The organism is Pseudomonas sp. B21-019 (assembly GCF_024749225.1).
Classification (GTDB): Bacteria; Pseudomonadota; Gammaproteobacteria; order Pseudomonadales; family Pseudomonadaceae; genus Aquipseudomonas.
Window position 1 is genome coordinate 1,185,261 of record NZ_CP087193.1, and the last position, 14,885, is coordinate 1,200,145.

The window sequence follows — 14,885 nt, forward strand, 5'->3', positions numbered from 1 at the left end:
CGGAGTGTAAGAGTCTTGAATACAATAAAGAAATTTGGCGCCATTACTGGCTGGGTGTTGGCAGGGCTATTTTCGATAGCGCTCGTGAATTCCGTCAATGCAGTAACGCTGGAGATGAGCGCGGTGTTCCGTCCAGACCCGGCAAACGCCATGCGTAACGTTTTTGAGAACACCACGCCGCAAGGGGGGCATTGTAAAGATCACCCGACTTATTGCGCACCCGGAGTCTTCAGTATTGGCGTGCCGATACGATTCAAGGCATCCGCGCCTATTGAGGCTAAGCATGAACAGCGTCAGGGGCCGATGTTCCAGCTGCCGTCCTCCTGGAAGGAAGTGGCCGTCATCAATGATAGTACCGGCGATTCCGCGATCGTTAAAATGCGAATTAGCGGTATGGGGGCCGCCTACACAATCAAGGAGCCCCTGCTTAGTGGCCACTGGACAACGAGTTGGGGATGGCCAAATCCTCCCTGTGTCAGCGGTGGAGTCAGTTACGGTAGTCCGTTTTTTTACGCTTTTTTCTGGCAAGTGCCGCTCAAGGGTGGTGTTTGTTCCAAGCAGGCTCAACTGCCGATCACGGAGAACTACGGCTTTGCGTATCAAAGTTTGAGTTTTTCATACGAAATGCAAACGCCGAGCCCCCTGGAAATGATCACAGGTACATACCGGGGCGTACTGAATTATACCGTTGGGCCTCATGGCGATTTCGACATGGGCGATATCATGTTGCCCGACGACGAGTTGATCACCCTCAATTTTACGTTGAGTGTCGAGCACACATTGAAAGTCGATGTCCCGCCCGGAGGCAACCGCATCGAACTGGTGCCGCAAGGCGGCTGGCAGGCCTGGCTGTCGCAGGGGCGTAGACCCGCTCGGTTGTTTCGTGACCAGACATTCAACATTTCCTCCAGTTCACGCTTCAAAATGGAGGTCGAATGCCAACACACCCCGGATAACAAACGCTGTGGTGTGGTTGATCCTGTGTCTGGTCAAGGCGCGGAGTTGAACGTCAGTATCAGTCTTCCCCATGGCTTGACGACCGCCAGCGGACAGCCTGTCAATCGCATGCCCTTATTGCAGGGCGATGGTATCGGACCAATCGTGCCCGGTTTTTATGTGGATCGAAAACCGGGAACCCTGCATTTCGAGATTCCATCATCGAGTATGGAGTCGATGATTCGGCCTGGGCGACAACGGCAGTATTCAGGAAGCGTGACCGTCATCTGGGATTCGGAAGTCGGGTAAGCGCGGGATGTGCCCTGAAGGCGTTGTTTGCCTTCAGGGCACTGGTGACTACCCGACGCTTTGCAACGCCTGCCGGGTCAGACGCCTACCCAGTTGTTTTTCCTCGTAGCCAAGGTCATTCAGCAATCCGTCGTAGACCTCGTCGCTCATTTCTTCATCGGTGAGCACAAGGTTCTCCTGGACGTTCAGTTGCCGGGCCAGCCCCAGCAGTCGTTGTCTGAGCGCCTGTCTCTGTGCAATCACCCGTCCTTTGGAGTTCGCCCACGCGCGTTGGGCTTCGCGCAATTCCTCCACTAGCTCGGTCCTGAGCTCGTACGTGCGGGCATTACGCCTGAATTCGGCGGGATAGGTGTCGTGCAGGTATTTCTCCCAGAACGACTGTTCTAGCATGTGGTTGATCAGTCCATCGCCGTTTTCCATCGACATCACGGTGTCGAACGCCGTATCGAGGGTTTTGGCACTCACGCCAGCAATCGGCCGGTAGAGCATGCTCTGCGACTGCCAGGGTAAGTCGAGACGCTGGGCAAGGCCGGTCTCGTAAGCGAGGAACACTTCGACTTCATCAGGATCACCTTCCCGGCTGGCGAAATCGGCCCGGGCGATGTCATCCACCCGTTCGAGACGGGCGGCGCCTTTTGCCAGGGCCACTAATTTGCTTTCAAGGATCGCGGTTGATGTCGACTGGGCGTAGGCCTCGCTGACCAATACTTTGATGCCCATGTTGTTGAAGACCTGGGCGCCGGCGTCAGCGCACGTGGTCGGTGTGGTCGCCATTTCGAACAGTTCCTTGCGCAATGCCTTGTCCAGGTCGATGGCTTCGATCATTCGCCATACACGGTCACTTAGTTGTTTGCGCCGCTCACCACCGGCGAGGTAGTCGGCAGACTCGGTCTGCTTCTGGATCAAGCTAAAGAACCCTCGGGAGTGTGGTTCGGTCATCAGGTCGTGCCAGGCTTCTACCCTGAAGATGCCCACGCCTGCGGCCTTGTCGCTCCACCATCGCGAGTCGTCAGCCATGGGCCACTGATTGATCGCCCGGTCCGCAAGGGCGGAGTAAGGATGTTCAGGGCTGATGCCCACTGATCGTCGGTAGTCTTTGTAGACAATCAGGTTGGTGTCAGAAAGGTCTGTCGGAAACAGTCGCGTACGTGCCACGAGGCGCGCGTCCTCTGAACCGGGAACGACCAGGGGGATGTCGCGCAACGGGTTTTGCATCAGGTCCAGATAAAACCCGCGTGGGCGGCGCCTTGTGAACAGGCCTTCAGGCCAGGCGGTTGCGCCGGTGTTGCTCAAGCTCAGAATCTTCAGTTTCGGCATCCGTTCGACGCTCGGCAGCAGACCCAACTGCGGGTTGTCATCGAGCCTGAGCGTTTCCATATGCGTCAAATGCCGCAATCGCTCGACCGACGACCGGGTCAACCGGATCCGGTTGTTGATCAAGCGCAGTGTGCGCAGGAAATGCATGTTGCCGATGGCGACAGGTAGCTTTTCCAACCCGCAGCCTCGGGCACTCAGTTGCCGAAGATTAGGGAAGTCCTTCAACAACCCCGTGGCGCTGCTGGAAAAGCCGGTACGGTCCAGATTGAGCGTATTGACTTGGTCGAGGTAGTACTTGAGGTCAGGCAGTTCACGCCACCATAGTTCAAGATCCAGAGTGTTGAAATCTGTTGACAGGTCCAGCACATACCCACCTTCGAGTGTGAAGCTACGCTCGCCAAAGGCCGTCGACTTTCTTTGAAAGCAGGCGATGAGCCGCTCGGAAATATGCAGCCCGCCGCCATTCACGAACCCGTTACGATCCGGGCCCCAGGCTTCAGGCTGCTGATACCGCCATTTGTTGAGTTTGACTTGAAGATCGTCCAGTTCGCGGTCAAGTCGATCGAGGGTCTTGCGTGCCTGAGGTTCTTCGCCCAGCGATCGGACAAAGGTGCTGACCTCGCGCTCGTTCAAGTGCGGGTAAATGTCCTGCACCCGTTCCGACAAAGTGGCCTTTTGTATGGAAAAGCCCGGGCCACGCAACAGCAGCAGGGTGTCGGGGTCGGCGATCAGGCGAATCGGCGGTTCTGCCAGTGCGATCCGACGCTCGGCGGGGGCCTCGGTTTTGACCATCACCCATTGTCTGAACCAGGTTCCCTGGCCTGGACGATAACCCAGTTGCGTGCGTTTACTGGCCGGCAGGGCATTGAGCACCGATTCGTAAAAGTCGTCGGCTTCATGCAGTTTGTGGTTGTCGGCGTCCCACACTTCGTACCGTGCCCCGTCATCCTTGATCAATACCCGGATGACCGAAGCGTCTTCCGCACCCACGCTGCATCGTAAGGGCCCGATGTCGGAACCCTGCCGAATGTCGATACGCAAATCGCCGAACGCGTCGGTGTGAATTCTGAGTGCGTTCAGCACCAGTCGCTCCGTCTCTGGAACCCAACGGGCAGCATCGGTGAAACCTTCATAGGCGTGGTTGGCCCGGGTTTCGAAGGCCGCTTCACGGGCCTGGTTTTTCAGGTCCAGCGGCAGGCGTTGGTCCCGGGCCATGCGTTCGAGTTCAGCGCTGCCGGCCTTGTTGAGCAGTACCGTCGCCGCGCGGGTCGGCAGCTCTGGAGCCACGTCGCGTAGCTGTTGAATCTGCGGGTTGGCGCTCGCTTGTGTGGCCTGATAGCGCTGATTGAAGATATCGGGCCGGAGGCGGTCTGCCTCGTCAGCCAGTTGATTGCGCAGAGCCTGGATCCGTTCTCCCCTGGCGACGCCTGGGCCGATCAGCACTTGAAGTTCTTCTTCGCTCAGGAACTCGACGAGCTGCTTGGGCAGATCCCCCTGCATGAGTTGGGTGAGGCTGGTGCCGAGCGTGTGTTCGTCGCTCGCCTGGGCATTACCGTAAGTGCGAAACCGGCCTGTCAGGTCGGTGTTTTCGTAAACTCTCAGGGCCTTGTCCGAGGGCCAGCCTTCAAGGTAAGTCGCCAAGGGTTCGAACCAGTAAGAATCGGGATCGAGAGGCCGTCCGGAGCGAATGTCATGAATAGCCTGCTCGGTTTGCTGCTGAATACCTGCGCGTTCAAGGCCATCGGTGAGCAACGGAGGCGGGGCGGTGTTTTCGACGTACATTCGGCGTAACGCCCCCGCTTCGGTGCCGCTGGCAATACGAATTTGTTCCAGTTGCGCATCGTTGAAACCGTCGACGGAGTGACCGAGACGCCGCATCAGCCTGGGGCTGTCCCAGTCTCGCGGGTTTTCCGCTTCATGTGTCCAGGCGCCGTAGCCGTTGTGTTTCAGCTCAGGTGAATAGGCCTCACCACGATGGGGGTGTTTGACACGATAGGTGCCCGTTTTCGGGTCTTTCTGCACGGCGTACTGTTTTTCATCCAGCGGCAGAATCTTTTGACCTTCGTGGGTATGCAAACCCAATGCGTCAGGCGTGGAGTCGGCCGGTAACCCGACGTTCGGCTGCTCGTAGGGCTTGAGGTCGGGATACCACAGGCGTTGCTGGCCGTTGGGCAGTTCCACCGGCTTCATGCCTTCGATCAGTGGTGAGAGTTTGAGGCGTGCGAGCTGGCCGATCTGCGCACCGGCGGCGAAAGCGGCCAACTGAACGACGTCCGTCACGACCCCGACAATATGTTCGGCGGCTTCAATCCACAGGCCGAGCGCCAGGTCCACGGCGGATTCGACTACGTCGGTAGTGATCTGGTAAGCGGTGTACGCCATCATCAATTCACCCAGCCCCGGGACGAACGGGGTGGCGACCATCAGCGCGGCATTGAAGATGTCCGAGACAATTTTTTTGAAGTTCTCCCACCAGGCCCATCGGGCATTGCGATCGGTATCGGCGGTGGACACGGCGATGTTTCGCGCATCATTGAGGATTTTGTTCAGCTTTTGCTGATAGAGGTACTCCCACAATTCACCGTTGATCGGTGTGGCGTTGAAGTACAGGTAGGGGTTGTCGACCGGTTCTTCCCGCCAACTAGGGCGTTGGTCCAGCGGTTCCTTTTGATGCCATTTAACCTCGAACAGGCGTTGCTCCAACCCGCCGAAAAAATGCCCGCGCTCGGGTTGGTTTACGAACCGGCTGAAGTACTGACGATAGGTCATTCCGGTAGACGATAGGGTGTTGTTATCGCGTAGCTGGCGAGTCAGCTCATTCATGAACGCGGCGGTTGACGGGTACTCTTTCAGTGGATGCTCCGGGTCTTGCGGGACGTAAGCAAATATCGGTACGACATCGCGGGTTCGTTCCAGGTCCGGCGTAATCAGCACGATCCCGGTCAACGGGCTGTCCATGATGGACAATTCAGCGAAGTGCATCACCCGGCCTTTACGGGTGAGATTGCGCTGACCATCAAGCATCTTCAGGATCAAATCGCGGGCGTCGGCGTCAATGTCATTGGTCATCACGGCCTGTTGAGCAGCCGCTTTGAACGCGGTTTTCTCGTAATTGACGATGTTGAGTTTCAACATGACCTGTGCAAGGCCGTCACTGGGCAGCAACTGTTCTTCGAGGTATCGGGTGTAGCGGGCGCCGATGTCCAACTCGCGACATAAGGTCTGGAACTGTGCGATGGACATTTTGCGTTTGATCGGCTGAATGTCGAAGTGCCCGCGCGCATCGGGCTGACTGATAAAGTCCGAGCCCGATTCGCAGGTTTCGGTCAGCGCAAAGTTGTGCAGGGCGGCGTCCAGCAGTGAGACCGTACGGGTCACCACGCCGCCGGAGAGGTCAACGACATACCAAGGGCGCTCTTTGGGTAAGTAAAGATGCAAGCAGGTTGTCTTTACATCAACGTCGACACCGTACTGTTTCAACAACGCGTCGGTCAGCAGCGGCTCGGCGAACTTATAAATGTTTTGTAACTCTTCAAGAATGCGGTCCACTCTGTTCTGAGCGGACCAGAGTTTAATGTTGGATTCTTGTAACCGGGTGTGATCGATGTCTGTGGCGGTCTTTATCCATGTCCCGATTGCCGTTTGAGTGAGGGTTAGTCCCTGAACCCTTTGTAAAGAGGCGTTTTTGAAGATGGGGTGGATCCGGTTCTGGATAAAATCGTAATGGCGGCCTTTTAAATCGGCAGTTTCCGGTAATGAACCACCTAATATACTTCCTTGTATTTCAGACATGTTTTTATAAAGCCTTGAATGTTTATAGGAGTCACCAGCCTAACTCCCAAGGCTCAAAGTAAAAGTCTGAATTACTGTTCTTGAATACGTGTGGATACTTGCCGACGCATTGAGATTATCAATGCCGAAAATAATTAATTACCACCCGTGATCAGTGTCGGGCGACTTCAACAGGCAGGCATCCTGTATGACTCCCCGGTTGCAGGTAAGGCATCAGAATCGGCGCCATGCCCTTGAGCACTTGCACGGGCAACGCCGAGGTAAATTTGAAGGCTTCGGCCGAGCGCCCCGGCACGTAGGCGGTCAAGGTGCCGAAATGGCTATCGCCGATGTAGAACACGAACGTTGCAGTGCGGTTGATCGATTTCGAACTCAGAATCCGCCCTCCCGGACCGATGGCTTCGATGCGGTTGTCGCCGGTCCCGGTTTTGCCGCCCATGGCCAACGGGGTGCCGTTAGCCAGTTTGAAACTGCCTGCCACGCGTTTGGCCGTGCCGGCATCCACCACTTGCGACAAGGCCTCGCGCATGGCGGTTGCCACCTCGGAAGGCATCACGCGTTTGCCGACGACCGGATTGTTCATCAGTTGGGTTTCATAGGGCGTACCGGCCGCGAAGTGCAGGCTGTCGATACGCAGCGTCGGCAGGCGTACACCGTCGTTGAGGATGGTGCCGATCAGCTCCGCCAGCGCGGCGGGGCGGTCGCCGGAGCTGCCGATGGCGGTGGCCAGCGAGGGCACCAGGTGATCGAACGGGTAGCCGACTTTCTGCCAGCGTTGATGAATGTCGAGGAACGCCTCGATCTCCAGCATCGTGCGGATGCGGCTGTCACGGGCGCCCTTGTGTTTGCTTTTGAACAGCCAGCTGTAAACCTCCTGGCGTTCGAATTCGCTGGCTTTGACGATCTGGCTGAACTTGGCGTCGGGGTTGTTCAGCAAGTAGCCCATCAGCCACAGATCCAGCGGGTGGACCTTGGCGATGAAGCCCTGGTCCGGCAGGTCGTAGCTGCCCGGGCCGTAACTCAGGTACAGGCGTTCGAGGCGTTCGTCGGTGAGTTTTTCCGTGAGCTTGGCGCCCTTGAGGTGTGAGCGCACGAAGGTGTTGAAGCTTTCCTGGTCGGCCTGCGGGAACAGGTAGCGATGCACGGCAGCCATGCGGATCGGTGTCGGGTGCATGCTGTCGAGGAAGGTCTCGAGGCGGGTCTGGGTGTCCTTGTTCTGGTACTTCTTCCAGAACCGCAACAGGAATGCGGTGCCTTCGCGGTCGGCGAACTGGGCCAGGTATTCCTGACGCCGCGGGTCGCGGTCGTCCTTGAGCAATTCGGCGCTGCTGTTGGGGCCTGCGTAGGTGCTGTAGCGCACCAAATCACGCATCAGCCGGATGAACGGCAGGTTGATCGACTCACGAATGGCATCGCGCAGGGTCGGCATGCGGCCGTTGTCTTCCTTGCGGAAGTTAACGAACGTGTGCAACCCGCCACCGGTGAAAAACGCCTCGCCGGGGCTGGCGGAATATTTGCGATCCAGTGCGGCGCCGAGCATTTTTGGCAGGCTGCGGTCGGTGTTCTGAATCATGTAATCGACGGCCCAGCTGCTCAGGCGATCCTGTTCGGCGACTTCGGTTTTCTTCAGTTCGGCAACGGTCATGCCTGCGTAGCGATCGTGCAATTCGGAGATGATCTGCAGGTAAGTGGTGAGCACACGCATTTTGGCGGTGGAGCCCAGTTCCAGCTTGCTGCCTTCATTGATGTCGAACGGTTGGTCGGTGCTGTCGGTCTGCACCCGCACCCGCGAGCCGTCCGGGGTCAGTTCGAACAGGGTGAAGCTGTAGCGCACCTGCGTGGTGCTGGTGGGGGTGAGCAGGCGTTCGCCGATCAGGCCGATTTCCGCTGCATAGGCTGGGTCGGCCAGATGCTTGAGGTATGCGGTGGCCTGGGTTTGCAGCTCGCCTTGCAAGGTGCTGGTGGCGGAAAGGTCGAGGCGGTCGAGGTCATACAGCGGACGGTTGAGCAAACTGCCCAGGCGACTGCGCGCGACACTGATGCCTTTGTTGGTTTCGATCGGTTGGATGGTGGGCTGGGTCTGCCAGTCGCGGTAGGTCACTTGGCTGGACAGTGCCGCCGCCGCGAGCGGCGCATCGATCACCCCATTTTGTGACAGCAGGCGAATATGGCTGTCGGTCAGGCTGGCCAATTCATCGCGGCCCTTGGTCAAGTAGTGCGAAGGGCGGCGTTGAGCAATCATCAGCGACAGCATTTCACGCAGGGCCAGGCCTTTTTCCGCCAGGCTTTTCTGATCGGTGTCGGTGCTGGCCAGCCGTTCGTTGGCCTTGTTGAAGTCGGTGCCGTACCACACACGCAAACCTTCGGCCATGCCGTGCACTTCACCGTGGCCCGGTACCGCGGACAGCGGAACACTGTTGAGGTAATCGCGAATCACATTTTGCCGTACCTGAAGGGTTTCCGGCCCCGTCTGATAGGCCCGCACGCTGGCGGAAATCATTTGGCGGATTTTTTCCGCGCCCGACACGGTCAAGCCATCGGGCGAATGTCGATATTTCTCAAGCTGTGTCGCCAGTGTACTGCCGCCCGCCGATTGGCCGGGCAGGCGCAACAGCTTGGCTACCTGGGACCACGCCGCCATGCCGAACCGTGGCCAGTCCACGGCGGGGTTGGCCAGGGGCTGGTGCGGATCGAGCAGAAAGCGGTTTTCGATGAACAGCAAGCTGTTGACCACCACCGGCGGGATCGCGGCAAAGCTTGAATAGAGCTGTTGTGGATACTTGAACTGATACAGCGGGGCCGCACGGCAATCTGTGATCGACAGCCCGGCCTGGATTTTCTCGGTATAGGGAATGAAAAAGCCCTTGTCGCTGTACTTCATCAGCGCAGGCGAAAAGCGGGTTTGCGCCGCTATCACGTAATCGCGCTTGAGCAGGCGCGGCAGAAATTCATCCAGGGAGCTGTAGCCCAGACGCTGATCGAACGGACCTTCGCCAGGGTAGCGAATCGCGTCGCTGGGGCCGGGTTGCAGTTCGTATTTCAGCGAGGCGGCATATTTGCTGATTTCCCGGGCCTGGAACTTGGAGGTGCGCATTTCCTTGGCTGCGGCCAGGCCCAGGACAATCAGGATAATCAGCAGCAGCAACCAGAACGCCCCCCAGCCGTGTCGTGAGCGACGGGGTTTTTCAGGTAAAGGCGCTTCATCCACACGTTCAGTCGGAACCACAGTGTCACTCGAATCGGTTTGCCACAAAGCGCCCATAGTCGACTGATCCATTCACGCAGATTGATCGGACTTGTTTGAAGCTTAGACGGTGGTTGGCATTGGTGAAAAAATTGTGAACAACCAAATATCAGATGCGCATCATTACCTGTGGAGAAGGGCTGTTGTGGCCAGGGAGCTTGCCTGTGGCGAGGGAGCTTGCTCCCGTTGGACTGCGCAGCAGTCCCCAAAACCACCAACACCGGATTTTTTCAGACACACCGCATGTACAGGATTCACGACTGCTGCGCAGCCGAGCGGGAGCAAGCTCCCTCGCCACAGGGTTATGGTGCTGCTGGGTTCATAGCCAACAGGCATCCCATAGTGGGTAATCGCCAATTTTATTGACCAACCCTGCGCGCAATGGATTGGCAACAATGTAACGAGCGAATGGCAGGAGTCCTTCTCCATCGCGGATTGCCCGGTCGTGGTAGCCGCTTTGCCAAAAAGCCCCTTCATTGTTTGACGCTCGGTTGATGGAGAGTGTGCTGCGAGATTTGGTGGCTTGCATGAGTTGCGCCAGGGAGTGTTGTTCGAGTTGTACCAACCAATGGAAGTGATCTGGCATGACGACCCACGCTATTGAGTTGACCCATTTCTGGTCGTGGGCCCGCTTGAGTTCGGCAACTAACAGACGTCCCAACCGCCAATCAGTGAATATTCGGCGGCGTTGGTGCACAACTGCTGTGATGAGATAGGCCCGACCCTGTTCTGAACATCGTCCATGGCGTAGCAGATGTGAATTTGGTTGTGGATGCATTCCTTGCGCCCTTTTGAAGTTCCCCTTTGACCCTAGTCCCTATCTCCAAACCTGAATCTGCAACATTTGACTGAAATTTCCGAGAACCATGCAGGATCCAATTGGGAATAGCGCTTTTGTGGCGAGGGAGCTTGCTCCCGCTGGGCTGCGAAGCGGCCCCAATTCCGGACTTGTCTGATAAATACGATTCACCGGGTTTGCGACTGCTGCGCAGTCGAGCGGGAGCAAGCTCCCTCGCCACAAGGGGGAGGTCGTCTGAAAGGGTTGAGCTAGACGCATCAGCGAGGTAAATGCTGCCTAGGTAGGGGCATGACGATGCACCATTGCTGTGCAATACTCCGTGCGGTTTCAGTGGCGAAAAAACCTGCATAAGCCAGGTAATGCCACTCCGTTTTACGCGAATTACCCGTTAGTTATCGCTGAATATTGTGTTTTATATAGTTAAAACACCTGTCATTAGCTTTTTATACTGCACGCCCCGCTGATCTTGGAGGTTTTGTCCTACAAGACGTGTCTGTCCACAAGACAGGCCCGGTTTCACCAGGCACTGGCTTATCGGCCGGCGCTTCGACACTCGGTGGTCATATCCAATAACAAGACGAGGTTGCACCCCTATGCCAGTCGGCAATCACCTGCCTCACGGCGAGACCGCTCAGGGCGGCCCGCTTAAACGCGAACTCGGCGAACGGCATATTCGCCTGATGGCACTCGGTGCCTGTATCGGCGTCGGCCTGTTCCTGGGTTCGGCCAAGGCCATCGAAATGGCCGGCCCGGCCATCATGCTCTCCTACATCATCGGCGGTCTGGCGATCCTGGTGATCATGCGCGCCCTCGGCGAGATGGCCGTGCATAATCCGGTCGCCGGCTCGTTCAGCCGTTATGCCCAGGATTACCTCGGGCCTTTGGCGGGTTTTCTGACCGGCTGGAACTACTGGTTCCTGTGGCTGGTGACCTGCGTCGCGGAAATCACCGCAGTGGCGGTGTACATGGGCGTCTGGTTCCCCGACGTGCCGCGCTGGATCTGGGCACTTGCCGCGTTGGTCAGCATGGGCTCGATCAACCTGATCGCGGTGAAAGCCTTCGGTGAGTTCGAATTCTGGTTCGCCCTGATCAAGATCGTCACCATCATTGCGATGGTGGTCGGCGGTATCGGCGTGATCGCGTTCGGCTTCGGCAACGACGGCGTCGCCCTGGGGATTTCCAATCTGTGGGCCCACGGCGGCTTCATGCCCAATGGCGTGCAAGGCGTGTTGATGTCCCTGCAAATGGTGATGTTCGCCTACCTCGGCGTCGAGATGATCGGCCTGACCGCCGGTGAAGCGAAGAACCCGCAGAAGACCATACCCAATGCGATCGGCTCGGTGTTCTGGCGGATTCTGCTGTTCTACGTCGGCGCCTTGTTCGTGATTCTGTCGATCTACCCATGGAACGCCATCGGCACCCAGGGCAGCCCGTTCGTGATGACCTTCGAGCGTCTGGGCATCAAGACCGCCGCCGGCATCATCAACTTCGTGGTGATCACCGCGGCGTTGTCGTCCTGCAACGGCGGCATCTTCAGCACCGGGCGCATGCTCTACAGCCTGGCGCAAAATGGCCAGGCCCCGGCCGGTTTCGCCAAAACCTCGAACGGCGGTGTGCCCCGTCGTGCGTTGCTGTTGTCGATCGGCGCGTTGTTGCTGGGCGTGCTGCTCAACTACATGGTGCCTGAGAAGGTTTTCGTCTGGGTTACCGCGATAGCCACCTTCGGCGCGATCTGGACCTGGGTGATGATCCTGCTGGCCCAGCTCAAGTTCCGCAAAGGCCTGAGCGCCAGCGAACGTGCCGGCCTGAAATACCGCATGTGGCTGTACCCGATCAGTTCGTATCTGGCGCTGGCCTTCCTGGTGCTGGTGGTCGGCCTGATGGCGTACTTCCCGGACACCCGAGTGGCGCTGTATGTGGGCCCGGCGTTCCTGGTACTGCTGACGGTGTTGTTCTACATGTTCAAGTTGCAGCCGACCAATGTGACGCAAGGCGCGGTGCGTTCGGCTTCGTAAGTTGTAACGCCAGCCTTACAAAAGCCCCGGTCAGAATGATCGGGGCTTTTGCATTTGGAAGATCAAAAGATCGCAGCCTTCGGCAGCTCCTACGGGTGAAGCGCGATCTGCTTTTGTAGGAGCTGCCGAAGGCTGCGATCTTTTGATGTTAAACGGCTGCCACGGGTATCGGCATGTTCAACCGCTTATTGAAATCCAGCCAGGCCCCCAGCAACGCCATCAACCCGACCCCCAGCATTGCGCTGAATAGCTGCATCGCCAATACGTTCCCACCCAAGGCATTGAGCATGTCCGCCAACGGCGCCAGCAACACACCAAAACAGAACACCTCCAGAGAATATCGGCCCATGCGACAGCTTTGTCGTGCCAGCCAGTGTTGCGTCCAGCCCGTGTCCGGCAACAACCTGGCGGTGACGTAGGCGAGGGCGAGGAAGTGCAGCAGACGCGCCGGTGAGAGGTTGGTCTTGCTGATCGGATAGAGCCATTCGCCGAGCCATTGGGGCATGAACGCGTCATGCACGGTCGGCCATTTCCACGACAGCGCGATCATCCCGGTCATTACCAGATAGGTCAGAGCCGCGATGAGAACCGGCTGTCGAGTCAGCGGTCGAGGTTGCGGCGCCCGAGGCCTTTGCCGGTGAATCGCCGCCGCGCCCCCGAGAATAAACAGCAGCTGCCAGGCCATCGGATTGAAAAACCACACGCCCCCGTCGGTGCCCGCCAGGTTCCACTGCAACCATGGCGCCAGCAGGTACAACACCACCGACAGCCCCACCACGTATTCCGCCTTGCGCAGCAGTATCGGCAGTACCAGCGGCAGGCCGAGCAGCAACAGAATGTACAGCGGCAACGGGTCCATCAGGTTCGGCTTGAAGCGCAGCAGCAACTCGTCCATCAACGCCTGCTGCGGATTGCTGAGGAAATACTGCAAGCCCATTTCCTGCACCAGATCGCGGGTTTCCACGTGGCTGTTGGCGAAAAACACGATGCCCATCAGCAGCGCCAGCAAAAAGATGTGCACTACATAAAGCACCCAGGCGCGTCGCAGGATTTTCACCGTGGCGACCATGAGCCCGTCGCGCCGGGCGATCTTGCCGTAGGCCAGCACGGCCGCGTAACCGGCCAGGAACACGAAAATCTCCGCCGCATCGCTGAAGCCGAAGTTACGCACCGTGAACTGCGCGAGCGGGTTCTGCGGCACGTGGTCCCAGAAGATAAAGATCAGGGCCAGGCCGCGGAAAAAGTCGATTCGGTGATCGCGTCCAGACGTCATGAAGGCGGGCTCTTGAACGGGCTGTTGAATAAGGAGTTGCCGGCGCCGCAAAAGAGGGGGCGCCGCACATTGGCGGCGCGCAGGGTGCCGTTATTCACAGGCAATTGCAAAAGGCTGGATATTACCGAATGTCTCAGCTGCTTATAGCGAACGGATCGAGCGGCGTGGCCGTCGGTCTGCCGGACAGTTCGCGTACCGGAACTCCCCATGATGGCATCTGGCGAGCATCTACACTTCGGTTCTCAGGAGTGTGAAACGTGAAGGTTTCGCTGATTGTTCCGGTATTCAACGAAGAGCAGGCGATCAGTCTGTTCCACCAAGCGGTGCGTCGTGAGTTGAAACTTGACCCTTATGAAGTCGAGATCGTGTTCATCAACGACGGCAGTACCGACCAGACGGCTGAGCAGGCCAAGGCGCTGGCCCAGGTCGATGAACAGGTATTGCTGATCAATTTCTCGCGCAACTTCGGCAAGGAGCCGGCGTTGTTTGCCGGGCTGGAGTACGCCACCGGCGATGCGGTGATCCCCATGGACGTGGACCTGCAGGACCCGATCAGCGTCATCCCGCGGTTGATTGCCGAGTGGCAAAAGGGTGCCGATGTGGTGCTCGCCAAACGCCGGGATCGTACCAGCGACAGTTATTTGAAACGCCACAGTGCGGCAATGTTCTACCACCTGCTGAACAGGATTTCCTACACCCGTATCGAAGAGAATGTCGGGGATTTCCGCCTCATGGACCGCAAGGTGGTCAATGTGATTCGCGCACTCCCCGAGCATCAGTTGTTCATGAAAGGCGTTCTGTCGTGGGCCGGTTTCACCACCGTGGTGGTGGAGTACGAGCGGGCCCAGCGGGTGGCGGGACGCAGCAAATTCAATGGCTGGAAGCTGTGGAACCTGGCGCTGGAAGGCATTACCTCGTTCAGCACCGTACCCTTGCAGTTGTGGACTTACATCGGCGGCGGCATTTCAATCTTCGCGGTGCTGTATGCGGTGTACATGGTGCTGGACAAGATTTTCTTCGGCAACAGCGTCCCCGGTTACCCTTCGTTGATGACGGCCATATTGTTTCTGGGCGGTGTGCAACTGATCGGCATCGGCATTCTTGGAGAGTATGTCGGTCGCATCTACATCGAAGCCAAGCATCGGCCCCGGTATGTGATCAAAGACGTCATCGGTGGCAAAGACCGGGTCGGGCTTTAGC

The 14,885-nt window shown here is 57.9% G+C and carries 7 protein-coding genes; 3 read left to right on the plus strand and 4 right to left on the minus strand.

Going from position 1 to position 14,885, the window contains the following annotated elements; genetic code table 11:
• The first annotated feature begins 15 nt into the window (after nucleotides 1–15).
• Nucleotides 16–1,245, plus strand: coding sequence for a hypothetical protein (locus LOY36_RS05225; protein ID WP_258672483.1), 1,230 nt, complete (start codon nucleotides 16–18; stop codon nucleotides 1,243–1,245).
• A gap of 48 nt (nucleotides 1,246–1,293) precedes the next feature.
• On the opposite strand, the gene LOY36_RS05230 is transcribed toward LOY36_RS05225, so the two are convergent.
• The 3 genes from LOY36_RS05230 to LOY36_RS05240 form a co-directional block, all read right to left on the minus strand.
• Nucleotides 1,294–6,111: an NEL-type E3 ubiquitin ligase domain-containing protein gene (locus tag LOY36_RS05230; RefSeq protein WP_408981107.1), complete on the minus strand. Its 4,818-nt coding sequence runs from the start codon at nucleotides 6,109–6,111 to the stop codon at nucleotides 1,294–1,296.
• Between the two features lie 394 nt (nucleotides 6,112–6,505).
• Nucleotides 6,506–9,616, minus strand: a complete 3,111-nt coding sequence (locus LOY36_RS05235; protein ID WP_258672485.1) for a transglycosylase domain-containing protein — start codon at nucleotides 9,614–9,616, stop codon at nucleotides 6,506–6,508.
• A gap of 301 nt (nucleotides 9,617–9,917) precedes the next feature.
• Complete coding sequence (locus LOY36_RS05240) at nucleotides 9,918–10,376, minus strand: REP-associated tyrosine transposase (RefSeq protein WP_258672486.1); 459 nt, start codon at nucleotides 10,374–10,376, stop codon at nucleotides 9,918–9,920.
• Between the two features lie 614 nt (nucleotides 10,377–10,990).
• On the opposite strand from LOY36_RS05240, the gene LOY36_RS05245 reads away from it, so the two are divergent.
• Nucleotides 10,991–12,412 (plus strand): amino acid permease, encoded by a 1,422-nt coding sequence (locus tag LOY36_RS05245; protein ID WP_019581581.1) that lies wholly within the window; start codon nucleotides 10,991–10,993, stop codon nucleotides 12,410–12,412.
• A 148-nt stretch (nucleotides 12,413–12,560) separates the two neighbouring features.
• On the opposite strand, the gene LOY36_RS05250 is transcribed toward LOY36_RS05245, so the two are convergent.
• Nucleotides 12,561–13,685 (minus strand): OpgC family protein, encoded by a 1,125-nt coding sequence (locus LOY36_RS05250; RefSeq protein WP_018926641.1) that lies wholly within the window; start codon nucleotides 13,683–13,685, stop codon nucleotides 12,561–12,563.
• A 257-nt stretch (nucleotides 13,686–13,942) separates the two neighbouring features.
• Here LOY36_RS05250 and LOY36_RS05255 point away from each other — a divergent pair, with 257 nt between their 5' ends.
• Entirely contained in the window at nucleotides 13,943–14,884 is a 942-nt protein-coding gene (locus tag LOY36_RS05255) for a glycosyltransferase family 2 protein (protein ID WP_019651333.1), read from the plus strand.
• Nucleotide 14,885: the final 1 nt, after the last annotated feature.

What these genes read in the sequence shown, in the direction of transcription:
- LOY36_RS05235 (WP_258672485.1), bottom strand. Translation starts at nt 9,616, where the DNA reads ATGGGCGCTTTGTGGCAAACCGATTCGAGTGACACTGTGGTTCCGACT.
- LOY36_RS05240 (WP_258672486.1), bottom strand. Translation starts at nt 10,376, where the DNA reads ATGCATCCACAACCAAATTCACATCTGCTACGCCATGGACGATGTTCA.
- LOY36_RS05245 (WP_019581581.1), top strand. Translation starts at nt 10,991, where the DNA reads ATGCCAGTCGGCAATCACCTGCCTCACGGCGAGACCGCTCAGGGCGGC.
- LOY36_RS05250 (WP_018926641.1), bottom strand. Translation starts at nt 13,685, where the DNA reads ATGACGTCTGGACGCGATCACCGAATCGACTTTTTCCGCGGCCTGGCC.